23 protein-coding genes and 1 other RNA gene are annotated in these 23,921 nt (G+C 67.4%); 5 read left to right on the top strand and 19 right to left on the bottom strand.

Annotated features, from left to right (window positions below):
- Positions 1-51 precede the first annotated feature (51 nt).
- From ACT3SZ_RS14565 to ACT3SZ_RS14550, 4 genes are all read right to left on the bottom strand, one after another.
- Positions 52-714, bottom strand: a complete 663-nt coding sequence (locus tag ACT3SZ_RS14565) for a biliverdin-producing heme oxygenase (RefSeq protein WP_444619794.1) — start codon at positions 712-714, stop codon at positions 52-54.
- A gap of 91 nt (positions 715-805) precedes the next feature.
- The gene (locus tag ACT3SZ_RS14560; protein WP_444619792.1) at positions 806-1,621 is read right to left on the bottom strand and encodes a heme ABC transporter ATP-binding protein; all 816 of its coding nucleotides are present in this window, start codon (positions 1,619-1,621) and stop codon (positions 806-808) included.
- Complete coding sequence (locus ACT3SZ_RS14555) at positions 1,618-2,673, bottom strand: FecCD family ABC transporter permease (RefSeq protein ID WP_444619790.1); 1,056 nt, start codon at positions 2,671-2,673, stop codon at positions 1,618-1,620. Before ACT3SZ_RS14555 ends, ACT3SZ_RS14560 begins: the two co-directional genes overlap by 4 nt.
- Before the next feature lie 16 nt (positions 2,674-2,689).
- Positions 2,690-5,878 carry a bifunctional [glutamine synthetase] adenylyltransferase/[glutamine synthetase]-adenylyl-L-tyrosine phosphorylase gene (locus tag ACT3SZ_RS14550; protein WP_444619788.1) on the bottom strand — a complete coding sequence of 1,063 codons (3,189 nt, stop codon included), beginning with the start codon at positions 5,876-5,878 and terminating at the stop codon, positions 2,690-2,692.
- A gap of 202 nt (positions 5,879-6,080) precedes the next feature.
- On the opposite strand from ACT3SZ_RS14550, the gene ACT3SZ_RS14545 reads away from it, so the two are divergent.
- Positions 6,081-6,734, top strand: a complete 654-nt coding sequence (locus tag ACT3SZ_RS14545; protein WP_444619786.1) for a LysE family translocator — start codon at positions 6,081-6,083, stop codon at positions 6,732-6,734.
- A 57-nt stretch (positions 6,735-6,791) separates the two neighbouring features.
- Here ACT3SZ_RS14545 and ACT3SZ_RS14540 read toward each other — a convergent pair whose 3' ends face one another.
- From ACT3SZ_RS14540 to ACT3SZ_RS14530, 3 genes are all read right to left on the bottom strand, one after another.
- Positions 6,792-7,118: a hypothetical protein gene (locus ACT3SZ_RS14540; RefSeq protein ID WP_444619784.1), complete on the bottom strand. Its 327-nt coding sequence runs from the start codon at positions 7,116-7,118 to the stop codon at positions 6,792-6,794.
- Positions 7,115-7,336 (bottom strand): hypothetical protein, encoded by a 222-nt coding sequence (locus tag ACT3SZ_RS14535; protein WP_444619783.1) that lies wholly within the window; start codon positions 7,334-7,336, stop codon positions 7,115-7,117. Before ACT3SZ_RS14535 ends, ACT3SZ_RS14540 begins: the two co-directional genes overlap by 4 nt.
- Before the next feature lie 290 nt (positions 7,337-7,626).
- Complete coding sequence (locus ACT3SZ_RS14530) at positions 7,627-8,973, bottom strand: glutamine synthetase family protein (RefSeq protein ID WP_444619781.1); 1,347 nt, start codon at positions 8,971-8,973, stop codon at positions 7,627-7,629.
- A 111-nt stretch (positions 8,974-9,084) separates the two neighbouring features.
- On the opposite strand from ACT3SZ_RS14530, the gene panB reads away from it, so the two are divergent.
- From panB to ACT3SZ_RS14515, 3 genes are read left to right on the top strand one after another with little or no spacing between them, the layout of a single operon-like run.
- Positions 9,085-9,921 carry a 3-methyl-2-oxobutanoate hydroxymethyltransferase gene (panB, locus tag ACT3SZ_RS14525; RefSeq protein WP_444619779.1) on the top strand — a complete coding sequence of 279 codons (837 nt, stop codon included), beginning with the start codon at positions 9,085-9,087 and terminating at the stop codon, positions 9,919-9,921.
- A gap of 49 nt (positions 9,922-9,970) precedes the next feature.
- Positions 9,971-10,480 (top strand): RNA polymerase sigma factor, encoded by a 510-nt coding sequence (locus ACT3SZ_RS14520; RefSeq protein WP_444619777.1) that lies wholly within the window; start codon positions 9,971-9,973, stop codon positions 10,478-10,480.
- Positions 10,477-11,073 (top strand): methylated-DNA--[protein]-cysteine S-methyltransferase, encoded by a 597-nt coding sequence (locus tag ACT3SZ_RS14515; protein WP_444619775.1) that lies wholly within the window; start codon positions 10,477-10,479, stop codon positions 11,071-11,073. Before ACT3SZ_RS14520 ends, ACT3SZ_RS14515 begins: the two co-directional genes overlap by 4 nt.
- Before the next feature lie 33 nt (positions 11,074-11,106).
- On the opposite strand, the gene ACT3SZ_RS14510 is transcribed toward ACT3SZ_RS14515, so the two are convergent.
- The 7 genes from ACT3SZ_RS14510 to ACT3SZ_RS14480 all read right to left on the bottom strand — a co-directional run bounded on the left by ACT3SZ_RS14510 (position 11,107) and on the right by ACT3SZ_RS14480 (position 15,376).
- Positions 11,107-11,280, bottom strand: a complete 174-nt coding sequence (locus ACT3SZ_RS14510) for an SPOR domain-containing protein (RefSeq protein ID WP_444619773.1) — start codon at positions 11,278-11,280, stop codon at positions 11,107-11,109.
- Between the two features lie 11 nt (positions 11,281-11,291).
- Positions 11,292-11,663, bottom strand: a complete 372-nt coding sequence (locus tag ACT3SZ_RS14505) for a DUF202 domain-containing protein (RefSeq protein ID WP_444619772.1) — start codon at positions 11,661-11,663, stop codon at positions 11,292-11,294.
- Positions 11,660-12,007, bottom strand: coding sequence for a YidH family protein (locus ACT3SZ_RS14500; RefSeq protein ID WP_444619870.1), 348 nt, complete (start codon positions 12,005-12,007; stop codon positions 11,660-11,662). Before ACT3SZ_RS14500 ends, ACT3SZ_RS14505 begins: the two co-directional genes overlap by 4 nt.
- 139 nt (positions 12,008-12,146) lie before the next feature.
- Positions 12,147-12,601, bottom strand: an RNA gene (gene rnpB / locus ACT3SZ_RS14495) — RNase P RNA component class A.
- Between the two features lie 57 nt (positions 12,602-12,658).
- Positions 12,659-13,330, bottom strand: coding sequence for a histidine phosphatase family protein (locus ACT3SZ_RS14490; RefSeq protein WP_444619771.1), 672 nt, complete (start codon positions 13,328-13,330; stop codon positions 12,659-12,661).
- Positions 13,327-14,139 carry a zinc ribbon domain-containing protein gene (locus tag ACT3SZ_RS14485; RefSeq protein ID WP_444619769.1) on the bottom strand — a complete coding sequence of 271 codons (813 nt, stop codon included), beginning with the start codon at positions 14,137-14,139 and terminating at the stop codon, positions 13,327-13,329. Before ACT3SZ_RS14485 ends, ACT3SZ_RS14490 begins: the two co-directional genes overlap by 4 nt.
- Positions 14,132-15,376 carry a Nif3-like dinuclear metal center hexameric protein gene (locus ACT3SZ_RS14480; RefSeq protein WP_444619768.1) on the bottom strand — a complete coding sequence of 415 codons (1,245 nt, stop codon included), beginning with the start codon at positions 15,374-15,376 and terminating at the stop codon, positions 14,132-14,134. The genes ACT3SZ_RS14485 and ACT3SZ_RS14480 overlap by 8 nt, the downstream gene beginning before the upstream one ends.
- 104 nt (positions 15,377-15,480) lie before the next feature.
- On the opposite strand from ACT3SZ_RS14480, the gene ACT3SZ_RS14475 reads away from it, so the two are divergent.
- Positions 15,481-16,668, top strand: a complete 1,188-nt coding sequence (locus tag ACT3SZ_RS14475; RefSeq protein ID WP_444619766.1) for an arsenate reductase/protein-tyrosine-phosphatase family protein — start codon at positions 15,481-15,483, stop codon at positions 16,666-16,668.
- 26 nt (positions 16,669-16,694) lie between these two features.
- On the opposite strand, the gene bsaP is transcribed toward ACT3SZ_RS14475, so the two are convergent.
- The 5 genes from bsaP to ACT3SZ_RS14450 all read right to left on the bottom strand — a co-directional run.
- Entirely contained in the window at positions 16,695-16,901 is a 207-nt protein-coding gene (gene bsaP / locus ACT3SZ_RS14470) for a biotin synthase auxiliary protein BsaP (RefSeq protein WP_444619868.1), read from the bottom strand.
- A gap of 61 nt (positions 16,902-16,962) precedes the next feature.
- Positions 16,963-17,961, bottom strand: a complete 999-nt coding sequence (gene bioB, locus ACT3SZ_RS14465; RefSeq protein WP_444619765.1) for a biotin synthase BioB — start codon at positions 17,959-17,961, stop codon at positions 16,963-16,965.
- Between the two features lie 67 nt (positions 17,962-18,028).
- Positions 18,029-19,081 carry an SURF1 family cytochrome oxidase biogenesis protein gene (locus tag ACT3SZ_RS14460; RefSeq protein WP_444619763.1) on the bottom strand — a complete coding sequence of 351 codons (1,053 nt, stop codon included), beginning with the start codon at positions 19,079-19,081 and terminating at the stop codon, positions 18,029-18,031.
- Positions 19,082-19,119: 38 nt separating this feature from the next.
- Positions 19,120-21,561: an HtaA domain-containing protein gene (locus ACT3SZ_RS14455; protein WP_444619761.1), complete on the bottom strand. Its 2,442-nt coding sequence runs from the start codon at positions 21,559-21,561 to the stop codon at positions 19,120-19,122.
- 134 nt (positions 21,562-21,695) lie between these two features.
- A partial coding sequence (locus tag ACT3SZ_RS14450) for a type I restriction enzyme subunit R domain-containing protein (protein WP_444619759.1) occupies positions 21,696-23,921 on the bottom strand: 2,226 nt, incomplete at its 5' end.

Here is a 23,921-nt window from a genome sequence, read left to right as displayed (position 1 = left end):
CACCTTCCTGGGTTCGAGGGGTCCATTACCACGTTATTTCGTGAGCCTACCCTAAACCAAGTGCTCGGGCCAGTGCGAGGACAACGTCCTGCGTAGCCCCTCAAAAACACCCGAGTTATAGGCGAAGGCCTCCCCTGCTGCTGTCAGCAGGTGATCGCGCTCGACATCGGTCAACTCCAGGGAGTCCAATGCACCGCGGTAGGCGTCACGGTAAAGCTTCGGCTTCTCGATGTGCGGGAAGCTATAGAAGGCGAGGGCCGACCCATCCACGCCATAGTGGCGCTGCATGAGCCGGCCGATCACCTGGCCGCCCGCCAAGTCACCCAGGTAGCGGGTGTAGTGGTGGGCGACGAGTGCCGGGACGTCACGCTCCCGGCCGATGCGCTGCAGTTCGGCGACATACCCAGCCGTCTCCTCCAGGGCGACGGCATCCACGGTGCCTCCGAGTGCACGAAGGTCCTCCTGCAGGACCGCACGGCGGTCGAGCAGTCGGTCCGCGACGGCACCCAGTCGGGAGTCACCCGAGCAGGCCTCCACCGCGTCCTCCAGAGCCGAGTAGAACAGGTACGCCTGCTCCTGGAACGCCACGAACGCCTCGACACCCAGACTCCCATCCAACAGGCGTTCCATGAACACGGAGTGCTCCGCGTTCTCATGTGCCTGCCGGGTCTCCTCGCGAAGCAGCTCGGAGAGCGTGGTGGTGCTGGTCGTCATGATGGTGTCCGTTCGGTCCCTGTCCTCGGTCGTTCGCATTCGATGAACAACGTGTAGAGGCCATGCTAACAATGGAGACCCTTACCGCGGATCATCCGAAAGTTGGAACCGTGGGGCGTATCCATAGCTCCGCACCCGCCCGGTCCACGCTGACCGGCCAGTCGTACACCCGCGACAAGCGCTCAGAGGTGCACACCTCATCCGGCGCGCCGACCGCGTCCACCCGCCCATCGCTGAGCAACGCCAGCCGGTCGCAGTAGCGCGCGGCGAGATTCAGGTCGTGCAACACCACGATCACACCCACTCCGCTGGGAGTATCTTCAGCGGCACCTTCAGCGGCGACCCGGCGCACCGAACGCATGGTGCGCTCCTGGTGGCCGATATCCATCGCCGCCGTCGGTTCGTCCAACATCATGCACCGTGCCTGCTGCGCCATCACGCGGGCGAAGGCCACCCGGGCGCGCTCGCCACCGGACAGGGTGGTCACGTCCCGGTCCTGCATGCCGAACATGCCGACCTCGTGCAGGCACTCGTCGACCAGCGCGGTCTCTTCGGCCGGCTCGGCCGCACCGGACCAGGCCGAGCGTCCCATCTCCACCACGTCGCGCACCAGGTGCGCGAAGGACACCCGCGAATCCTGCAACATCACCGAACGCACGCGGGCGGCCTCCCGGCCGCGGTAGTCGGAGTAGGGACGTCCCGCCAGCAGGACCTCACCGGAGACCGGTGTGGTGTCGCCGGAGAGCACACCCAGCAGCGTCGACTTGCCTGCACCATTAGGACCAATCAGCCCCAGGACCTCGCCGGCGTGCACCTCCAGGTCCACCCCGTGGAGGATCTCGGTAGCGTCGCGGCCACCCAACGACACCACCACGTCCTGCGCCGACAGCAGCACCTCGCCACTCATCCGACCACACCTCCCCGCTTGAGCATCCTGCGCAGCAGGATGAAGAATGTCGGCCCGCCGACCAGGGCGGTGAAGATGCCGATGGGCAGGTCGGCGAAAGCGATCAGCGTGCGCGACGCCAGGTCCGCCAGCAACAGCAGCACCGCGCCACCCAGCGCCGACAACGGCACCAGCCATCGGTTCGCAGGGCCAGTGACCTGCCGCAGAATATGCGGGACGATGAGGCCGACGAAGCCGATGATGCCGGCGAAACTCACCGCCAGCGCCGCCAGCGCCGTCGACAACCCGATCACCGCCACCCGCATCAGCGGGACGTTGACACCGGCGTGACCGGCGGCGCGCTCGCCGAGGCTCAGCACGTCGAGCCGTCCTGCGATGAGTACGGCGGCGATGATGCACAGCGTCACGGGCAACGCTACGAAAGCCACCTGGTTCCACTGGGCCCCGTTGAGCGAGCCCATCTGCCAGAAGATCACCTGCTCGCGCGAGGACGTCGGCGCCAGGAAGATGAGGAAGGAAATCGCCGCACCGGCGACGGCGTTGACCGCGATGCCGGTGAGGATCAGGGTCAGGACCTTGACCTCACCGTCGATCGAGGCCAGGCGATAGATCGCCACGGTGGTCAGCACGCCGGCGACGAAAGCCAGCAACGGTACCGTCGCCGTCCCGAGCACCGCGATGTCCAGCACGATCGCCGCGGCCGCGCCGACGCCGGCACCCGAGGTCACGCCGATCACGCTGGGTTCGGCCAGCGGATTGCCGAACAGGCCCTGCAGCAATGTGCCGGCGACCGCCAGCGCCGCGCCGACGAACAGGCACAGCACGATGCGCGGCAGACGGATCTGCCACAGCACGCTGGCCGCCCGGGTGTCCTCCGCGGCATCGCCGGACGCACCGCCGGGGCCGTGCACCAGCGCCGACCAGACCTGGCCGGGGGACAACGTGAACTGGCCAAGCACCAGGTTGGCCGCCACCACGACGACGAGGGCGGCCACGAGCACACTGAACGTGGTCCACCTCGTCGCCCGGCGGCGGGCGAGAGTGTCTGTCATGTAGTCTCGGTCTCCCCTAGTCCCCGAACTCGGCGTCGGTAACCTCTTCGCCCCAGAACACCCGGTCCACTACCCGGCGCGCCCGGCGCGTGGTCTTCAGGTAGTCGTCGAGGAAGCCCTGGGAGTTCTCCGGATCCCAGTTCGCCGCCGCGGCGATGTTGACGAGCTGCGGGCCCGGTGCCGGCAGCTGGTCGCGACGTTTGGCGTCGGCGAGGATGATCGCATTGCGTGCCCGGGTCGCCACGATCCAGGCGTCACGCAGGATGTCGACGTCGGCCTCCGAGAGCAGTCCGGCGATGCGGATCTCCTCGATGACCTGCAGCGTAGAGGTGTTGTGCAGGTTGTCGATCTTGTGGCAGTTCTGCATGGTGAGCAGCTGGACGGTCCACTCGATGTCGGTGAGCCCGCCGCGGCCCAGCTTGGTGTGGGTGTAGCGGTCCGCGCCGCGCGGCAGCCGCTCGCCGTCCACACGCGCCTTCATCCGGCGCACCTGCTGCACCGTGGTGCGGTCGGCTCCGCCCTCCGGGTAGCGGAAGGTGTCGATGGTGCGCAGGAAACGGATGCCGAGGTCCTTGTCCCCGGCGATCCACGTGGCCCGCAGCAATGCCTGGAACTCCCAGGTCTCGCCCCAGCGCTCGTAGTAGGCGCGGTAGGACTCCAACGTGCGCACCGTCGGCCCGCTGCGTCCTTCCGGACGCAGGTTCAGGTCGACCTCCAGCGGCGGGTCCTGGGACGGACGCGACAGCCGGGTGCGCAGCCGCTTGGCGATGCCGCTGGCCCAGGTCACCGCGTCCTGATCGGTGCCTGCTTCGCCGTCGCCGTCCGCATCGAGGTCGTTCTCCCCCTCGACCGGTTCGCAGACGAACATCACATCGGCGTCCGAGCCGTAACTGAGCTCCGCGCCGCCGAGGCGTCCCATCCCGATCACGCTGATCAGCGCCGGGGCGTTGGCGTGGTTCTCGTCCTCCCACGCGCGGATCTCCGCGCGCAACGCCGCCTCCAGCACCGCGTCCCAGATCAACGACAGTGACCGGCATACCTCCGGAGTGTCGATCAACCCGAGCAGATCGGCCGAGGCGATCCGGGCGAGCTCGGCCCGACGCAGCGAGCGGGCGACGGCGATCGCCGCGTCCGGGTCGCGGTGGCGTCCGGCGGCAGCGACGAGCGAGTGGCTGATGATCGAGGCGTCCTGCTCGAGCAGTTTGGGGCCGTTGGCCCCGTCGGAGAGCATGCGCACCGCCTCCGGGGAGGCGATGAAGAGGTTCGCGATGTACGGGGACGTGCCGAGGATGCGCATCAGGCGTTTGCCCACGATGTTTTCGTCACGCAGCAGCCGCAGGAACCACGATCGGTCGAAGGCGGCCTCGGAGAGCTTGCGGTAGGCCAGCAGGCCAGCGTCCGGGTCGACGGTGTCCGAGAGCCACTCCATCAGCGACGGCAGGATCATCGCCTGGATCCGGTCCTTGCGCGTGGTGCCCGACGCCAGAGCCGACAGGTGGTCCATCGCCCGCGACGGATGCAGATAACCCAGCGCGCCGAGCTGGCGCTGTGCGGCCTCCGGGGTCAGACGCAGCGCGTCCACCGGCATCGCCACCACCGAGGACAGCAGCGGACGGTAGAACAACTTATTGTGCAGCTGGCGGATCTGCCCGCTGACCCGGCGCACCTTCGCCGACAACGCCGCGTCCGCGCTCTCCTGGCCTTCGCCGCGGACCCCGGCCGTGCGCGCCAGACGCAGGCGTCCGGCCTCGTCGTCGAGCTCCGGCAGAGCGTGGGTGCGGCGCAGGTGCTGCAGTTGCAGCCGGTGCTCCAGCAGTCGCATGTACTCGTAGCAGGCGATGAGGATCTGGCCGTCCTCCCGGCCCACGTACCCGCCGTCCACCAACGCGCCGAGCGCCTTGACGGTGGAGCGCACGCGCAGCGACTCATCCACCCGCCCGTGCACCATCTGCAACAGCTGGATGGCGAACTCCACGTCCCGCAGCCCGCCGGGCCCAAGCTTGAGCTCCAGGGGAAGCAGGTTGTCCGGCACGTTGTCGATCACCCGACGACGCATCGCCTGCACGTCGGCCACGAAGTCCTCGCGCTCGGCGGCACTCCACACCATCGGCGCCAACTGCTCCACGTAATCGCGGCCCAGGTCCAGGTCACCGGTCATCGGACGCGCCTTCAGCAACGCCTGGAACTCCCACGTGGACGCCCACCGGCGGTAGTACGTCAGGTGCGACTCCAGGGTGCGCACCAATGCGCCGTGCCGCCCCTCGGGGCGCAGCGCCGCATCGACCTCGAAGAAAACCCGGCAACCGATGTTGATGAACTCGCCGGCCAGGCGCGTGGTCTGCGCATCCGCCGGCTCGGCGACGAAGATGACGTCCACGTCCGAAATGTAGTTCAACTCCCGGGCACCACACTTGCCCATCGCCACCACGGACAGCTTCGCCGGCACCGGCCCCTCGGGGTACACCGTGGCCGTGGCGACGGCCAATGCCGCGGTCAGTGCGGCATCAGCGGCGTCCGCCAGGCGCTCGGTGAGGACCTCGAACGACAGGCCGTCCGATGTGGCTTTCTTCTTTGGTGTGTTCTTCGGTGTGTTCTTGCGCTCGGGGCCGAACTCGCGGCCGGTAGCGGTGCCGCTGAAGGTGTCCGCCAAGTCGATCGCGGCGATCCGGGCGAGGACGGTGCGGTAGGCCGTGCGCATCGCCCGGTCCGCGTCCACCCCGGTCACCGTGGCGCGGAACAACAAGGAGTCGCCGTCGTGGCCCTCCACTGGCTCCGCCCCCACCGAGTCGGTGAGCGCGGCCATGATCTCCTCGCGCTCCGGGAGCTCACCGGCGAGCTCCGGCCAGATATCCGGATTGGCCACCACATGGTCGCCGAGCAGCGTCGACCCGCCGAGCAGGGCAAGCAGCCGGACACGGAAGGTGGGGTCGGCATCGATCTTCGCCAGCAGCTCCGCCGAGGAGTGCTTGGCATCTGCTTGTTCGTCTGATTGTTCATCTGCTTGCTCGTCGAGGGTCTCGACGAGACGGACCACCGCGTTCAACGCCCGGTCCGGATCCCCGGTGGACGCCAGGACGCTGAGCACCGCGCGGTGGTCCTCGTCGTCCCACCCCAACCTGGTCAGATCCTCAGCCGCCGAAGGCCTGGTCAGGCCCAAGGACACCGGGGAAGGAACTCGACGACGGGTGGTACGCGGTTGATTCACCGGGTGTTCAACTCCTGGGATGCGGCCTTCGACGGGGATCCGTCGCGGCCAGGCTGTGGCGTGTACGCGAGCGCTGGACTCCGCCCCATCGTAATAGATGCCCGTCCCGGTAGGTGGACGCTGTGCAGATCCGGTACCGCGCCCCAGCGACGTCCGTTACCCTTGTGCAGTTCCCGATTTCCCGGAAGGTACCCCTCTCCCGATGCTCAGCCCGGCTCTCTCCCTCGCGGCCACGGCGTTCGTCCTGATCGCCGTTCCCGGCCCGAGCAACCTCTACATCATCGGCCAGACCCTCGCTTCAGGACGCCGTGCCGCGTTCCTCAGCATCCTTGGTAACACCGCTGGCATGGCTACCGTGGGCGCGGCCGTGGTCTTCCTGCTGGGGGAACTCCTCCAACGAAACGACTGGCTCCAAACCGTTCTCGTGGTGGTCGGTGCGCTCGTCATCGTCGTACTGGCGGGCATGTACCTGCGCGAGTCACGGCATGAATGGTCAGGTAGCACTGCGGGAGATGTCACCGACACGGACCCAGACACTCTCACCGTCACGACGGACTCACGCCGGGCCCTGGTCAGCGGATTCATCGTGGGGGTCACCAATCCGAAAGGCCCGATCATCTTCGGGACGATTGTGCCGGGTTTCCTCCCCGCCGGTGCCGACCCGTACCCCGGCCTGGTGCTGCTAGCCCTGATCCCGCTGACGATTGGCCCGGTCGTGGACACCGTATGGGTACTGTGCGCCTCCGCCGCGCGCGGCTGGATCATGCAGGCACCCCGGGGACTGGCGGTCATCAAGGCCGTGGGCGCGGTGATGCTGTTACTCATGGCCGGCTACATGTTGCTCGTCGAGGCATGACCTATGTACAGCACAACACCCCGGCCCATTACGGTCCGGGGTGTTGTGCGTACGGGATTATGCAGAAGCCAGGTCCTCGTCAGCGTCTCTCACTTCGACAGCCTTGCGTAGATCGTCGAGGGTAGCCCACCCATTGGTAGAGGCACCGGCGGCGTGCAGCGCAGTCCGCAAACTTGAACTGGCGTCGATCAGGGCACTCAGGCGGTCGTCAGCATCGACGGTGACGGTCCAGATGACCTCCTGCTTGCTCACCGTAGCCAGGTAGTCTGCGTCGACACCTCGGTCGTAGAAGTCGTCGAGAACCCGGTCCAGGAACTCATCGAACGCCTCAGTGATATCGCCGTTGCGGGTGAATTGCTGCGTGATCTGGATAACGTGCTTCATGCTTCCTCCTTCCAACAGGTACTACGCTTCAATTGCCCGGTAAGGTTTCGTAGGTAATTGGGGTCCGACGGGGTGAGGTGCACCGTCTTCATGTGCTTGTCAGGGCACGGGCACTTCATCTTGAAGTACTTCCGCTTCTCCACCGACCAGCCCTGCCGTTCCGCTGTTCGGATGACCTCTTCCAGCTCCTTAACCGGGTGTCTCGGACGCTGGGTCATGTGGTCAGTATAGGCCAATCACGGACCCACGTGGGAAGTTCTCTTCCCCACCGCTGGTCGCCTCACAGCTCCAGGACGACTGCCCGAAGCGCGAGAACACCCGACCTGTCAGCATGCCCTTGCTGGGGCCTCGGTGCGGAAGTAGTAGGAGCAGCCGATCAGCCACCACTGCCCCGAACGCTCTGAAACCCCCCGCCGTTGTTGGTCTACGAGAGGTAGACCAACAAACGCGGGGGGTTTCAAGACAGGAATGGACGGCAGCGCCATCACGCCGCCGAGCCGCCCAGACCCTAGAATTCCAGGTTGTGCGCCAGCTCCCACGCGGTCACCTGGGACTGGTAGGACTTCCATTCCTCCCACTTGTTACGCAGGAAGTACTCGAAGACGTGCTCGCCCAGGGCGTCCGCCACGAGCTCGGACTTCTCCATCTCGCGCAGGGCCAGGTCCAGGTCGGTGGGCAGGTCCTTGTAGCCCATCGCCATGCGCTCGCGACGGGTCATGCCCGCCACGTCCTCCTCCACCGGCGGGTGCAGCTCGTAGCCTTCCCGGATGCCCTTCAGCCCGGCGGCCAACAGCACGGCGTAGGTCAGGTACGGGTTCGCACCGGAGTCCGGCGTGCGGATCTCCACGCGGCGCGAGGACGGCTTGTGCACCGTGTACATCGGCACGCGGATCATCGCCGACCGGTTGGACGCACCCCACGTCGCCGCGGTCGGGGCTTCTGCACCACTGGTCAGGCGCTTGTAGGAGTTGACCCACTGGTTGGTCACCGCGGAAATCTCCGGGGCGTGCTCCAGGATGCCGGCGATGAAGGACTTCGCCGTACCCGAGAGGTAGAACTGGTCGTCCGGATCGTGGAAGGCGTTGTTCTCGCCCTCGAACAGGGACATGTGCGTGTGCATCGCCGAACCGGGGTACTCGTGGAAAGGCTTCGGCATGAAGGTGGCACGCACGTCGTTACGTGAGGCGACCTGCTTAACCATGTAGCGGAAGCTCATCACGTTGTCCGCCATCGACAGGGCGTCGGCGAAACGCAGGTCGATCTCCTGCTGGCCGGGGCCGGCCTCGTGGTGGGAGAACTCCACGGAAATGCCCATCGATTCCAGCGCGGAGATCGCGTCCTGCCGGAACAGCGGTGCGGCGTCGGTGACGGCCTGGTCGAAGTAGCCGCCGGTGTCAGCGGGCTGCGGACGCCCGTCCGGGCCATTCTCATTCTTGAGCAGGAAGAACTCTATCTCCGGGTGCACGTAGCAGGAGAAGCCCTCGTCAGCGGCACGGTTGAGCTGGCGACGCAGCACCTGACGCGGGTCGGCCCAGCTCGGCTCCCCGTCCGGCATGGCGATGTCGCAGAACATGCGTGCGGTGAGCACCTGATTGTCGCCGCCGGCGGTGTCCAGCGGCAGGATCTGGAACGTCGACGGGTCCGGCTTGGCGATTGTGTCGGACTCGACCACACGCGAGAACCCCTCGATCGAGGACCCGTCGAAGCCGATGCCCTCGGCGAACGCGCCCTCAAGCTCTGCGGGAGCGACGGCGACGGACTTCAGGTACCCCTGGATGTCCGTGAACCACAGACGGACGAAGCGGATGTCCCGTTCCTCGAGCGTGCGGAGGACGTATTCCTGTTGGCGACTCATGGCCACCATCGTAACGTCCGACTCGGCGGTCAGCCCCTTTTTTCCGGCCGGTTGCACGGGTTGTTACACATCGTTAACACCTGCCTGCCTGACGTGGCACAATATCGTGACATGGCTGACAAGAACGAACCCACCGGATACCTCGCCCCCACCCGTCAGGTCCGCATCGGCGACCTGCGAAAGCGCAAGGGGACGGCCGATAAATGGGCAATGCTCACCGCCTATGACTACTCCAGCGCCCGGGCGCTTTCCGCCGGCGGCATCGAGTGCCTGCTGGTCGGTGATTCCGCCGCCAACGTGGTCTTCGGCTACTCCCAGACCCAGCAGATCAGCCTCGACGAGATGATCTACATCGCCGCCGCCGTCGTGCGCGGTGCGGGCAATGCCCTGGTCATCGCCGACCTCCCGTTCGGGACCTACGAGGCCTCCGATGAGCAGGCCGTGCGCTCGGCTGCGGAGATGATGCGACGTTCCGGCGCGGCGATGGTCAAGATCGAGGGCGGGGTGCGCATCGCCCCGCGGATCCGCGCGCTGGTCGCCGCGGGTATCCCGGTGTGCGCGCACATCGGCTTCACCCCGCAGTCCGTCAACGCCCTGTCGGGCTTCAAGGTCCAGGGCCGTGGGGACGCCGCGGACCAGTTGCTCGACGACGTGCGCGCCGTGGCCGAGGCCGGCGCGGATTTCGTGGTGCTGGAGATGGTGCCGGCGGACGTCGCCGCGCGGGCGACCGAGGCCGTCGACATCCCCACCGTCGGCATCGGCGCCGGCCCGGGGACGGACGCCCAGGTGCTGGTCTGGCACGACATCGCCGCCTACCCCGCCGATGGCCACCGGCCGAAGTTCGCCAAGCAGTGGGCGCAGGTCGGTGAGGACCTCACGAACGCCGCAGCGTCCTACAAGCGCGAGGTCGCCGAGGGCACCTTCCCTGCCCAGGAGCACTGCTTCTAAAAATCGCACCTCACGTTCCCGGCCGCCGGCGCGTCTACCCTGTGTGAGGATGCAGCAACCATTCGATGAGGCCGTGAGGCGGCACGGGGCCACCGTGCTGCGGGTCTGCCGCGCCGTGCTCGGCCCCGGCCCGGACGCCGACGACGCATGGTCGGAGTCCTTCCTCGCCGCACTGCGCTCTTGGCCGGAGTTGCCGGACGATACGAACGTGGAGGCGTGGCTGGTGCGCGTTGCCCACCGCAAGGCCGTCGATATCACCCGGGCCCGCGCCCGCCACGCCGTCCCCAGCGACGACCTGCCCGAACAGGCTTCCGCACTCGGCAATCCGGAGGGCTCTCCCGGCCAGGACGAGCACGGGGTGTGGGCCGCGGTGACGGCGCTCCCGGAGCGCCAACGCCTCGCGATCGCCTACCACTACCTCGGCGGACTGCCGCATACCGAGACCGCCGGGATCATCGGCGGCACCCCGGAGGCGGTGCGACGCGCCGCGTCCGACGGCATCAGGAGTCTGCGCACAACCTACCGTGCCGAGGGGCACACGAAAGGACCGTCGCAATGACCGACGAACTCTCCGACCTCTTCCCCGTCGACGCCTCCGCACTGGATGGGTTGCGGGCGAGTCTGGCTGCGACAGCGACCGACCTCGACCTGGTGGACGTCGCCTACCGCACGCTCGACTCCCCGGTGGGCACGCTGCTGCTGGCCGCGACGGACGCGGGCCTGGTGCGTGTCGCCTTCGACTGCGAGGGCTTCGACACGGTGCTGGAGACGCTGGCGGCGAAAGTGAGCCCGCGGGTAGTCGAAGAACCGCGGCGCCTAGACGCGGTCGCGGCGGAACTGGACGAATACTTCGCGGGCAGCAGGCACGCCTTCGACGTCCCCCTGGACTACGCCATGTCCTCGGGCTTCCGGCAGCAGGTGCAGCGCCACCTCCCGCACATCGGCTACGGACACACGCAGACCTACAAGGAAGTCGCCGCACTGGTCGGCAACCCGAAGGCGGTTCGCGCCGTGGGCACGGCTTGCGCGACCAACCCGCTGCCGGTCGTGGTGCCCTGCCACCGGGTGCTGCGCTCCGACGGGAGTCTCGGCGGCTACCTCGGTGGGTTGGAGGCCAAGACCACGCTGCTCACGCTGGAGCAGGCCGCGTGATCATCAGGACGTTAGACGGACGTTAGCCGGGCGCTAGTCGTCCTCGTCCCAGTCGTCGGCCGCCTTCGTGCGCGCCCGCGCGGTCTCCAGTGCCTGCTCAGCCTCCTGTTTCGAGGAGTACGGGCCCATCCGGTTGTCCCAGCCCGAGGTCTTGCCCTGGGTCACCTCACCGCTGGAGGTGTCGAAGTACCACTCGTTATCGCTCATACCGTTCGAGTCTAACCGCCGAACGCACTGCGCGCGTCGGCCAGCACGAACACCATGCCCGCCAGCCCCAGCACCACCGTGCCGGCCGTCAGCGCCACCACCGCGCCGGACGAAACCCCCGGCGCCGCGTCCTGCGAACCTGTCTGCGCGCCTGCCACCGAACCAGCCACCACGCGCCGGTAGCGGTCGTAGCGACGCCGTTGCGTCGCGTAGATCACCCCCGCCACCAGCATCAACCCGCCGGAAACCCCCACCACCACCGCACCGTAGTGCGGTGCCCAGCGCAGCATCACCGCCGCAGCCACCAGGTAGGCCAACGACGTCCTGCCCCAGGACATGCTCGTGCGTTCCGGCTGCAACCCCGGGTCCGTCGGCAGGCTCACGAGAACACCATGATCGAGACCACCACCGCGGCGAGCACCGCCCCCACCGACAGGGCAGGCACGATCGCCGGTGCTGGCAATGGGCGGTCCTCACGCATCGCGCGCTCCACGCGCAGCCATCGCACCGCCGCCCCACCGGCCAACAGGATGCCGATGGCGATGGCGACCAGGGCCCCGGCAGAGCGCAGGTGCCCGGGCAGGTCGTCGACGGGCAACGCCTCCAGCGCCACACCACCGGCGATGAACGCCAGCGAAGTGCGCATCCACGCCAGGAAGGTCCGCTCATTGGCCAGGGTGAACCGCGGGTCCGGCTCCTCGCCGGACGGGAACAGCACGCGCGCCAAGGCCGGACGCTTCTGCGCCTGTGCTGCGTCCGGTACTGCGTCTGGGGCCGTGTCCTCGCTGTGTCCTGCGGTGCCGTCATTCACGGTGAATCATTCTAACGATCCCGGCCGGGCACCGGCGAACACGAGAAAAAGTTGTGCGTCGAGAGGGCCTATGAGCCGGATTCTGTCCCGCCCCGGGCACAAAGGCCCGGGTATGTGCGGCGGCGATCATCCATCTGGGTCAGCCGTCGCCGGCTGCCTCAAGCGGTCTACCTGCCCCTTCACCGACGAGCAGTCGACGGGGCACGGCCACACCGTAAAAACGGTCGCAGCCACTTGACCTTGCTCCCGGTGGGGTTTACCTAGCTACGCCGGTCACCCGACGCACTGGTGCGCTCTTACCGCACCGTTTCACCCTTACCCCGGCCCGACCCTGGAACGAGCCAAGGACGGTCGAGGCGGTCTGTTTTCTGTGGCACTTGCCCGCGGGTCACCCCGGGTTGCCGTTAACAACCACCGTGCTCTGAGGAGTCCGGACTTTCCTCGACACCGGGCCCACGCCCGCACGCATGCAGACGCGGTCCCCGGCGCCGCGATCACCCGGCCCTCTCGACCCGGACAACTCTAGCACCCGCCCGCGCTGACCCATTCAGTGCCGGTCAGCGCCGGTTAAAGCAGGTGGTGGGTGTCATTGACCCCACGGACCACCGAATGGTCGGGGTAGAACTCCACGTTCGACAGTCCCGCCAGGTCCAGGTGCAGGGTGGAGTACATCGTGGCCGGCACCTGCAGTGCCCGGCGCAGGATCGCCTTGATCGGCGACACGTGGCTGACCAGCAGGACGGTACGGGTACCCGCCGGGTCACCCTCCAGCCCCTGCGCCAGCCCCTGAACCAGCTCACCACACCGCCGCTCCACGGCGGCCATGCTCTCCCCGCCGACGGTGGGCACGGTGGTGTCGCCGACCCACGCGGCGTGCTCGTCCGGCCAGCGCCGGTGCACTTCGTCGAAGGTCAGGCCCTCCCACTCGCCGAAGTCGGTCTCGATGAGGTTGTCGTCGACCTCCACCTCCAGCCCCAGCCGACTCGCCGCTTCCTCGGCGGTCTGCCTGGTCCTGGCCAGCGGCGAGGAGATGATCCGGTCGATCCCCTCCCCTGCGTCCTGACGTGCGGCCAGGCAGGACGCCGCCCGGCGCGCCTGCTCGGTACCGAGGTCGGTGAGGTCCGGGTCGCTGCGTCCGGAGAACACCCCGGCCGCCGACATCGCGGTCTGCCCGTGGCGCAGCAGCAGTACGCGCACGGGCGCGCCACGCTCACCCATCCAGCCCGGTGCGCCACTCACGACCGGGAGCCCCTGTCACCTTCTGCCTCGTAGGCGCTGGCCTCGGGCAGGAGCATCACGCCGCACTCGGGGCAGGACGCCGGGTCGTCCTTCGGCGCGGCGAGGATCTCGGCGAGCGACGCCCGGTCCAAGGTCATGAAGCAGGCCCGGCAGGACGACCCGGCCAGGGCGGCCGCGCCGACGCCGTTCTCGCGCTGGGCGTGGTCGTAGCGGCGCAGCAGCTGCGGTGAGGAACCCTCTTCCAGTTCGGTGCGCAGGGAGTCGGAGTGCTCCTGCAGCGACTCCAGCTGCCCGGTGATCTCCCGCTGCCGGGCAGCGTGGGACTCGCGGGCGCTCTCTAGGGCGGCGAGGGCCACTTCAAGGACAGTGTCGGAATCGCTGTCACCGGCACCCGATGAGGACGTCCCTTCAGCCTCGATGGCCTCCTCCACCTCGGCGAGGCGGCGTTCGGCGACGGTGAGGTCGTGCTTGAGGTCGCGTCGGGTTTCGGTGTCGACGGCCGCGCCGAGGGCATTGATGTCGTCGCGGCGACGGGCGCGCAACTTCGCGGCGTCCTGCTGCATGCGCTGCAGACGCAGCGTCGCGTCCTGCGTTTCGCGTTCGGCGGCGGCCTTCGCTTGGCGCGCGGCGACAACGTCCTTCTCCCGGCTCGCGATCTCTTCAGACGCACCGGACGTGCCGGACGCGCCGATCTCGCCGGCGAGTGCGCTGCGTTTGGCGTCGACGTTGACCAGGTCCCACAGGACTACGTGGGCGGGGCGTCGCGATGAGTGCGACGAGGGGCGGAAACTGGTCGGTGCATCAGGCACGGTGCTGTCCTCCGGAACTAGGTGACGGGGCGTGGACGGTCCACGGGTCGGTACGGACGTCGATCACTGCCGTGGCGACCCGCGGGTCGGCGGCGGCGATGATCTCGGCGGCCTGCGAACACCAGGGGAACTCGCTGGCCCAGTGGGCGGTATCGATGATCGCGCAGCCGCCGGCGCGCAGGTGTTCATCCACCGGGTGGTGGCGCAGGTCGGAGGTGACGAAGCAGTCGACGTCCAATCCTGCCACCGTACCCAGGAAACTGTCGCCGGCCCCGGAGGAAACGGCGACACGGCGGATGATGGTCTCCGGGTCGCCAGCCGCGCGCACCCCCCAGCTCGTGGCCGGCAGGCGCTGTGCGACCCGTTCGGTGAACTCGCGCAGCGTCATCTCGGTGTCGAGTTCGCCGACGCGGCCGATGCCGAAGGCGGTCGTCGGGTCGGCGGGCACACCGGCGATCTCGGTGACGTCATAGGCCGGCTCCTCATAAGGATGCGCGGTCAGCAGGGCCTCCAAGACCGCCGCACGACGCGAGCGGGCGGCGACGAATTCCACGCGCAGCTCCTCGACGTGTTCCAACTGCCCGGGCGTGCCGGTGTGCGGGTCGGCGGACGTGCCCGGGAGGAACTGCCCGCGCACTGGGGACTCGTGGGAGCAGCGTTCGTAGCCGCTCACGGTGCCACCGCCGACGGCGAAGACCGCCTCCTTCACGACCTCCGCGTCCTGCACGGGGACGGTGAAGCCCCAGGAGTCGAGCACGGGGGCGATTGCCTCGCCGCGAGCGGCGCGCACCGCCACTGTCGCCGAGGCCGAGGACGGTGCCAACGGGGCTCCCGCGCTGACGCCCAGGATCTCGGCGAGGCGGTCGTTGACTCCGGGGCGTGCCGAGTCGGCGCTGGTGTGTGCCGAATACAGGGCCACCCCGGCGCGGATGAGACGGTGCACGATCCGACCCTTCGGGTGGTTCGCCGGCACCCCGGTCACCCCGCGCATCAGCAGCGGGTGGTGCACCAGCAGCAGGTCAGCCCCGCCGTCGATGGCGCGCTCCACCACCTCGTCGGTGCAGTCCAGGGCAACCATGACCGTGTGCACCGGTGCGTCCGGGTCGCCACACACCAGGCCGCAGGCGTCCCAGGACTCGGCGAGCTGCGGCGGGTAGGCGTCCTCGATCACCGAGACGACCGAGGCCACGGTTGCGGTCGTGTCGGCCGGTTCTTGTCCACTTTGTGTCGCGTTCACCCCGCCCACGATACCGCCCGCACCACGGTTCCCCACCGCGCCCCGACGCCACTTCGGTGACCCTGCCGTGGCCGGGCCGCCGGTATTCTGGCACCCTGGGTTGCGTGACGGACGCACATGAGCCATCAGGCACCAGGAACAGGACCCTACTTGTCGACGTCGACGGGACACTCGTCGACTCCTATCCGGGTATCCGCTCGAGCTTCCTGCGCGCCCTGGAGGACAACGACGTCCCCGCCCCCGGCGAGGACCTACTGCAGTTGATCGCGGGTCCCCCGATGGTCGACAGCCTGCGCAACCTCGGTTTAGAGGGCGAGCAGCTCGACGCGACGATAGCCAGCTACCGCGAGCACTACGACGGCGGCGGCTGGTTGGAGGCTAGGCCCTTCGACGGGGTGGCCGAACTGCTGCGGCTGTGGAAGGCGCAGGGGTACACGCTGGCCACGGCGACGTCGAAGTCGCTGAGTTCGGCAACCCGGCTGCTCAAGCACTTCGACCTTTATGACTACTTCGACGTCATCGCTACCGCGTCTGACGACGGGACCCGACGGGCCAAGGACGCTGTCGTCGCCTACGCCCTCGAGCAGCTCGGCGCTCCCGGTGGGCCGATCACCCCCGTCGCAGAGGGTGGTCCCGCCCACCGTCGCGGTCTGCTGATGGTTGGCGACCGCATCCACGACGTGGAGGGTGCCCGCGCCTACGGCGTGCGCAGCGTGCTGGTCGACTGGGGCTACGGCATCCGCGATGAGCACCGCAAGGCCGACTACTCGGTAGCCGACGCCTCCGAACTGCGCCGCCTGGTCGACGAGTGGTCCGATGACCGGCCGCATATCTGCGTGGTGTGCACCGGCAACATCTGCCGCTCGCCGATGGGTGAGATCATGGTGCGCAGCGCGCTCGAGCAGGCCGGGCTGGAGGACGACGTTCGGCTGAACTCCTGCGGCACCGATGGCTGGCACGTCGGCGAGGCCGCCGACCCGCGAGCCGTCGCCCGGTTGAAGCAGGACGGTTACAACGGTTCCGGTCACCGCGCCGCCCAGTTCGGCCCCGAGCACCGCGACGCCGACCTCTTCCTGGTCATGACCGCCGCGCACCGTAAGGCGCTGATCAAGCGGGGTGTCGACGAGGACCGTATCGCCTTGTTCCGCAGCTTCGGGCCGGCCGGCGATAAGGAGGTCGAGGATCCCTACTACGGCGACCGCGACGGTTTCGCCGAGGTCTCCCGCCAGCTCGCCGAGGCTATCCCCGGCGTCGTCGACTGGGCGCGTGCCCAGGTCGACGCCCGCGGCTGAGGGGAATCAGCGCGGTTCAGCGCTAGTTAGCGCAGCTCGAAGTCCACGGAGTCGATCGTGCCGTGGCGCGAGCAGGTGGCCGTCCACCCATGCGGGGTGACCTGGGCGACGGTGCGCCGCCCGCAAGTCGCGCAGTACCGGGGGACGTCCAGACCAGCCTTCTGCGACGGTGAATACTCCAGCGACTCCCCCGCCCCCAGGTCCGCCCCGGTGTAGGGGTCGAAGGGGCCAATACCGCGGCCCCGCCGCGAACGAGTTCGCGAACCTGCACCTGATTCCGTACCGGATTCTGCGCTAGACACTGCGGCTCAGCACCTTGATCGGCAGGTTCATGCGGCCCACCATGTCCATGTCCTCCTCGGCGGGGCGGCCGAGGGTGGTGAGGTAGTTGCCGACGATCACGCCGTTGATGCCGCCGGTGAGGCCCTGCTCCACACCCAGGTCGCCGAGGGTGAGTTCGCGTCCCCCGGCGAAGCGCAGCGTGGTCGCCGGCATCGCCAGGCGGAACATGCCCACGGCGCGCAGTGCGTCCTTCCCGTCCATCACCGGCATATCCGCGAAGGGTGTGCCGGGGCGCGGATCCAGGAAGTTCAGCGGCACCTCGTCGGGGTCGAGTTCGGCGAGCTGCACGGCAAACTCGGCGCGCTGCTCCATCGACTCGCCCATGCCGACGATGCCGCCGCAGCACACCTCGATGCCGGCGTCCTTGATCAGGTCCATCGTCGCCCGACGTTCCTCCCAGGTGTGCGTTGTCACCACCTTCGGGAAGTAGCTGCGGGCGGTCTCCAGGTTGTGGTTGTAGCGGTGCACCCCGACCGCCTTGAGCCGGTCGACATCCTTCTGGGTCAGCATGCCCACCGACACCGAGACGTCGATACCGTCGACATTGGCGTAGATCTCCTCGATGGCGACTTCGAGCTGGCCCATGAGGTTCTCGTCGGGGCCACGCACGGCGGCGACGATGCAGAATTCGGTGGCGCCGGTCTTGGCGGTCTGACGGGCTTGTTCAATGAGTTCGGCGATGTCGAGTCGGGTGGAACGCACCGGGGAGTCAAAGAGGCCGGACTGGGAGCAGAAATGGCAGTCTTCCGGGCAGCCGCCGGTCTTCAGGCTGACGATGCCCTCCATCTCCACTTCTTCGCCGCACCACTTCACCCGGACTTCGTGGGCCAGGGCGAGCAGGTCGGGGATGCTCTCGTCAGGGAGCTGGAGGATGCGGATGAGGTCGTCGTAGTCGAGCCCGCGGCCGTCGTCGAGGACGCGCGAGCGTGCAGTCGTGAGGATGTTGTCCATGGACACACCCTAACTTGAACACCGTACAAGTTCTACCGAAAAAGTACTTTCGGTTTCGCCGCCACCCCTAGAAGCGCTCCTGATCTCGGGCATTGCGCTTGTCGTAGAACCGGGTCCGGCTCCCCCCGTAGCGGTTCTCCAACTTGCTCGCCCGACTCGACGACGACGTAGGACGCTCCGGCGCCGTCTGCGTCTGCGTCTGTGTCTGTGTCTGCGTTGCTGTCTCCGTCGCGGGTGCGGCCGATGCCGCAGTCTCCGCGGCGACCTCGGCGCGGCGACGGCGGCGCTCCCGGATCTCCGCCCACACGAAGTAGGCCAGACCCAGCGGCACCATCACTCCGAAGGCGATCCACTGCAGCCCGTAGGACAGGTAGGGTCCGGAGTCCAGGTTCGGCAACTCCAGGGCCGACATCGTGCCCGAGGGATCGGCGATCGCCACTGAGGTGTCGTCGAGCTGCACATAGTCGGCGGCGAGATCCAGGCCCACGGTGTCCCCGACCATCGAGGTGCTCATGCCGTAGACCTGCAGGCGACCATCGGCGGTCATCGGGTCATTGCCCGGCACGGCCTCCGACATGCGCACATAGCCGGTCACCGTGACCGGGGTGGACGTAGCCGCCGGGACGTCCGGCGCGGCGGAACCATCGACCGGGCGATCCCAGCCGCGGTTGACCAGCACCGTCGTCCCGTCGTCCATCCGGAACGGGGTGAGCGCGTGGTAGGCGGGGCGTCCGTCGACCGGCCGGTTGCGCAGCAGCACTTCCTCGTCGACGAGGAAGCGCCCCTGCATCTCTACGCGGGTCCACTCGCTCTCCTCCCCCGCGCTCGACCCATCGGCGGGCAGCACATCTGCCGCCGACACCGGGTCCTGCTCCAGCCCCGCGCTCAACCGGTCGTTGAACTCATTGGTATCGCGGTTCTTGCCGAGCTGCCAGGGCGCCAGGACGGTGAAGGCCACATAGGCGAAGGCCACCGCCACCACGGCGGTGATCACCCACCCCGGGGTGAGGAAGGAGCGCCAGCCGGTGCGACGTCGGCGGGCACCGGCCGTCGGAACGTCCGCCCCTCCGTCGGGTGGCGAAGCGGGCGCAGAGGACGGTTCGGTCACTGGCTCAGACACGTCCACGAGTCTAGTCCGCCACCGGTGCCATCCGACAGTTACTCACCAGAGCGACGCAGTCGCACACCGAACCAGGCGGCAACGGCGACGGCGATCAGCGCAATCGCGCTGGGGATCGCCGAGGACGGAGTCGTGACGAAGGACACGAGCGCATTCTCGTCATCGGCGTCATTGTCCTCGCCGTCGGAGGTGTCGCGGATGGTGACCTCACCATCACCGTCGTCGTTCTGCGCACCCTCGGGCACGCCGTCCTCGTCCTCGGGCATGTCGCCGAGACCATCCGCATCGCCATCGCAGCCGTCGGCCAGCGCAGCGCGGAAGGTCAGCGGATCCATCTGCGACCCTGCCTCGTAGAACGAGCCCATCGCCGAGGAGCCGTCCTGCGTGAGCGTCACCGACGCAGTGCCGTCGAGGATGCCCTCGCTGACGCCGGCCTGCGACACCGACAGCGAGCCGACCTCGATGCGGCCGTAGTCGTGCGGGTTGCCGTCGGTGTCATTGGAGGTGACGTCGGCCACCAGCGTGCCGGCGGAGCCGGACAGGCGGATCTCCGGGTTGGCCACGGTGGTGTCCAGCACTCCGTCGTGTCCGGTGAAGTTCACCGAGCCGGCGAAGGACAGCACACCGTCGGTGACCTGGTCGTCTTCGACGGAGACAGTGCCCTCGTTACCGGAGAAGACGAACGCGCCGTCGCTGTAGACGGTCTCGCCACCGGTGGTCCAGCCGCCGTTGGCGATGCTGCCGCTGATGTAGCTGCGGAAGGACTCGCGCACTCCCCAACCCATGCGGGCGTCCACGACGCGGTTCGCCGTGTCGTCCTGCGCGTCGCAGGTGGTGTCCGCCGTACCCGCGGCACCTGCCGTGCTCGCTGCGCCCGCGGTGAGCGCCAGGTCCGGGGTGCCGGAGCCGGACGCTGCGGCGCCCGTGCCTGTGCCAGCGGCGCCGCTGGTACCGCCGGTGGCGGGGGACGCCGCGGCGAGTTCGCCGAGGCCGGTAGTAGCTGTAGTGCCGCATTCGCCGCCGTCGGTCTGCAGGGTGACGTTCAGCGGGTCGGCCTCGTTATTGCCCTCGCCGTAGTTGCCACCGAAGGCGGTATTGCCCTCGGCGGTGATGTAGCCGGGACCGGACAGGTTGATGGTGCCGGAGTCGGTGGCGGCGATCGGCTGATCGAGGGTGAACTCGGCGATGGCGACCTGGCTGCCGGTGTCCGCACCGGTGACCGCTGCGCCCGGCGAGAAGCTGCTGACCGTGCTGGAGCGATAGTCCGCGATGAACTGGGCTTGGGTGCCACGGACCTTGACGGACATATTCGACAGCGTGATGTCGAGCGCGCCGAAGTGGCCGTTCATGTGGACCGAGCCGGCCAACGGGATGTCGGCATCCTGCCCGGAGAGCTGTGCTGAAGCAGGATCGCCGGTGAAGTCGAACTGGCCGGAGCCGCGGGGCTCGCCGGAGAAGCCGACGCCGTCGAGGTCCCAGCCGCCCATTGCGATGGGGCCGTTGAGGTAGCTGCGGAAGGACTGCTTGATCCCCCACCCTGCCGACGCCGAGGTGACCTGACCGCAGGTGGTGGTGTCAGCGGAGGGCTGGGACTGGGTTTGGGCCTGAGCCTGTGTCTGGGCAGCGGGGGCTGTGGCGGTAGCTGCCTCCGTCGTGGCCGCCGCGGCGGTGCCCTCGGGCTGCCCGGCGGAGCGTGCCACGGTCACCGAGTCGTCGACGGTGTTGGTCCCGGCGGCGGGCACCGTGGACAGGTTGAGCGAGAACCGGTCGCCGTCGTTCTTGCCCTCCCCGTAGTTGCCGAGCAGCGCCTGGTTGAGGTTCTCGTGGATCCAACCGTCGCCGGCCAGCGTGGCGGTGCCCTCGGCACCACCAGCCTGGCTCAGCGTCTCGTCCAGCGCGAAGGTCGCCACCGGCGATGCGGTGAACGCCGGCGGACCACCGGCCATGCTGACCACCGCGTCGGCGTCCGCGGCGAGGTAGCGACCGTCGGCGATGAGCTGGGCCTGTCCGCCGCGGACCTGCAGGACCATGTTGGACAGGGTCACATTGATCAGCCCGCCGTGGCCGACCAGGTTCACCGAGCCCTGCAGCGGCAGGTCAGCGTCATCGCCCTGTACAGCGGCCGAGGACGGGTCAACGGTGAAGTCGAAGCTGCCGTCCTCACCGTTGGATGTCCCGGAGAAACCGACGCCGTCCAGTGTCCAGTGCCCGCCCGCGATCGGCCCGGTGAGGTAGTTGCGGAAGGACTGCTTGATCCCCCAGGAGAACGAGCCCTGGGATACCGCTGCGGGTTGCGAGGTTCCCTGTGTTCCCTCCTGGGAGACAGCAGTCTGCGCCGCTGCCACCGGAGTGAAGGCCGACGGGGCCGCCACTGCGAGCGGACGAGCTGCGACGACGGCCACGAGAGAGGCGGAGGAGGCGATGCGCAGCGACCGCCCTGAGCTGCGCAGAGGTGGGAGGACGGGCGACAGAGGGTTCACGGGGCTGCACTTTCCTGGAAACGTCTAGAAACACATCGATGTTCAGTTAGGTAAGGCTAGTCGCCATGACCGTCGCTAATCCAGCCGGGTGCCCCCTGGGGTGCTGAAGGTGCAGCCCGCAGGAGCTACGTTGACTACCCTGCGAGCGATATCCCGTCGGCCTGAGACCGGTAGAAAGCACGCGCAATGAGCAGCCTGGCACGTTCGGCGTCCGAGTCGCCGGCAAAAATGAGCTCGCTGACCCGGCTCATGACGTCGCCTGCACCGAGCACCGCCTCATCGGTACTTGCGTGGAGATCGGGACTCTCCTCGAACTGTGACTCACTGTTCGACTTCGCCTGCTGCACCAGGATCTCGTCTTCGCCAAGCTTGGACAGGATCGTCGACACCGCACCATGCGTGGTCTCCTCGGACTCGCCGAGCATCGTCGAGAGTTCTCGGACGACCTCAAGGAGCGCGACCATCTTCGGATCTCGTGGCTCTCCGCTCGCCACCGCGGTGGTTCCTGTGACGACTGCCCCAGCGGAAATGTCGATGTCTACGGGCTGCTCCTCGACGAGCTGAAGGCGGGTCAGCTCCACATCAGCAAGATCGATAGTCTCTGAGATCTCGGTATCTCTCAGATGGGGTGCGAGGAGACGCAGGTAGATCGCCTTCTTCGCGAGATCCGTGTCCTCGTAGTCGACGACCTGGGTCATGAAATCGTAGAAGTTGAGGAACGAGGTCGTGTTCTTACGGAAGAGCTCGAGCTCATTGAGTTCAATGCGATCCTCCGTGAGCTGCGCATGCTTCCACTGCTCCCGGAACCTCTTCTTCGCCGGCCCCAGGCCCCTGGCAATTTCGCGGTTGATCTTCGATCCTGTCCCGGTTCCCTCGGTCAAGAACACCGTCGCGACGAGCTCGACCTGGTCGATATCGTAGATATCAGCGCCGTCGAGCTTGGACACGATGTCCCAGATGAGGTTCGGGTCCGTGGTCTCGTCGATCTTGGCATCATGGAAGTAGGGCTCGAAGGACTCCTGGATCTCCGACGGTTCGTTCACGAAGTCGACAACCTGGGTCATGGCCGCGGTCTTCTTCGTCCCCTTCGCGGTTGTATGGGTCCGATTCAAGCGGGACAGTGTCTGCACCGCGGTAATGCCGGAGAGTTTCTTATCGACATACATCGCGCACAGCAGCGGCTGATCGAAGCCGGTCTGGAACTTGCTGGCCACGATCATCACCCGGTACTGATCGCTCTTGAACTCTTGGCGCAGATCACGCGCGCCATGATTCATCGTTGCCTCGGTCAGCGTCTCTAGCCCGAGCTCAGCGCTAGTGTCGGCGTCCTCGACAGTGCCAGAAAAGGCAACGAGCGTTTCATAGCCGAGTCCCCTGGACTTGATGTACCTGTCGATCTCACGCTTGTAGCGCACGGCACCGAGCCGATTGGGAGAAACCACCATCGCTTTGGCCGACCCATCGAGCAAATGGGCGACGTTCTCGCGGAAATGCTCGACAATGATCGCAGCCTTCTGCGCGATCGTCGTGGGGTTGACCCGCACCCACTGCATCACAGATCTCTTCGCCTGGGCTTCATCAACTTCGATGTCCAAGCCACCCTTGATCTTCTCCCCCAGATCGAAGTACATCTTGTACGTGCGGTAGCCACGCAGCACGTCGAGGATGAACTCCTCCTCGATCGCCTGCTTCATTGAGTACAGGTGGAAGGGGCGGGGTTCGCCCTCGTCGCTATCACGATGCCCGAACAGTTCGAGAGTCTTCTTCTTCGGAGTCGCCGTGAACGCAAAGAACGAGATGCCCTCATGAGAGGCTTTGGCGGCCATCTCGTGACTCAGCATCCTGTTGATCATCATCTGCTCGGCATCGACCTCAACCTCACCGGTCTCATCGAGCTCATCCTTCTGCTCGTCGGTGAGCACACTCTTGAGCTGTGCGGCCGTGTTGCCCGACTGTGAGGAGTGCGCCTCGTCAGCAATGATGGCGAACTTCTTCGCCTTGAGCTCCCTGGCGTTCTGGATCTTGTCGAGGATGAACGGGAATGTCTGGATCGTGACGACAACGATGAGCTTGCCGGACTCGATAGCGTGACCGAGCGCCCCGGACTTGGAGGCGGAGTTAGCCTCGCTGAGGCTGGCGTACTCGCGGATCGCTTTGTCATCGATGGTGCTGACGATCGACTGGTTGTCGGTGTCGATCTGCTTGATGGCCTCCTGCAACTGCGCATCCAGGACATTCCGGTCAGTCACGACGATGACGGTGTCGAAGACCTTCTCGTTGTTGACCTGCAGGCGTGCAAGACGGTGGGCCAACCAGGCAATGGAGTTGGTCTTGCCCGACCCGGCGGAGTGCTGAATCAG

The organism is Corynebacterium sp. AOP40-9SA-29 (assembly GCF_052377405.1).
In the GTDB taxonomy this organism is placed as follows: domain Bacteria; phylum Actinomycetota; class Actinomycetes; order Mycobacteriales; family Mycobacteriaceae; genus Corynebacterium.
Note: the sequence above shows the minus strand (reverse complement) of the source record. Positions and strands in the feature narration are given on the sequence as shown.

Bases quoted from the DNA above. Each gene is read 5' to 3' on its own strand.
- ACT3SZ_RS14565 (WP_444619794.1), bottom strand. From the start codon at position 714: ATGACGACCAGCACCACCACGCTCTCCGAGCTGCTTCGCGAGGAGACC.
- ACT3SZ_RS14560 (WP_444619792.1), bottom strand. From the start codon at position 1,621: ATGAGTGGCGAGGTGCTGCTGTCGGCGCAGGACGTGGTGGTGTCGTTG.
- ACT3SZ_RS14555 (WP_444619790.1), bottom strand. From the start codon at position 2,673: ATGACAGACACTCTCGCCCGCCGCCGGGCGACGAGGTGGACCACGTTC.
- ACT3SZ_RS14545 (WP_444619786.1), top strand. From the start codon at position 6,081: ATGCTCAGCCCGGCTCTCTCCCTCGCGGCCACGGCGTTCGTCCTGATC.
- ACT3SZ_RS14540 (WP_444619784.1), bottom strand. From the start codon at position 7,118: ATGAAGCACGTTATCCAGATCACGCAGCAATTCACCCGCAACGGCGAT.
- ACT3SZ_RS14535 (WP_444619783.1), bottom strand. From the start codon at position 7,336: ATGACCCAGCGTCCGAGACACCCGGTTAAGGAGCTGGAAGAGGTCATC.
- ACT3SZ_RS14530 (WP_444619781.1), bottom strand. From the start codon at position 8,973: ATGAGTCGCCAACAGGAATACGTCCTCCGCACGCTCGAGGAACGGGAC.
- panB (WP_444619779.1), top strand. From the start codon at position 9,085: ATGGCTGACAAGAACGAACCCACCGGATACCTCGCCCCCACCCGTCAG.
- ACT3SZ_RS14520 (WP_444619777.1), top strand. From the start codon at position 9,971: ATGCAGCAACCATTCGATGAGGCCGTGAGGCGGCACGGGGCCACCGTG.
- ACT3SZ_RS14515 (WP_444619775.1), top strand. From the start codon at position 10,477: ATGACCGACGAACTCTCCGACCTCTTCCCCGTCGACGCCTCCGCACTG.
- ACT3SZ_RS14510 (WP_444619773.1), bottom strand. From the start codon at position 11,280: ATGAGCGATAACGAGTGGTACTTCGACACCTCCAGCGGTGAGGTGACC.
- bioB (WP_444619765.1), bottom strand. From the start codon at position 17,961: ATGGACAACATCCTCACGACTGCACGCTCGCGCGTCCTCGACGACGGC.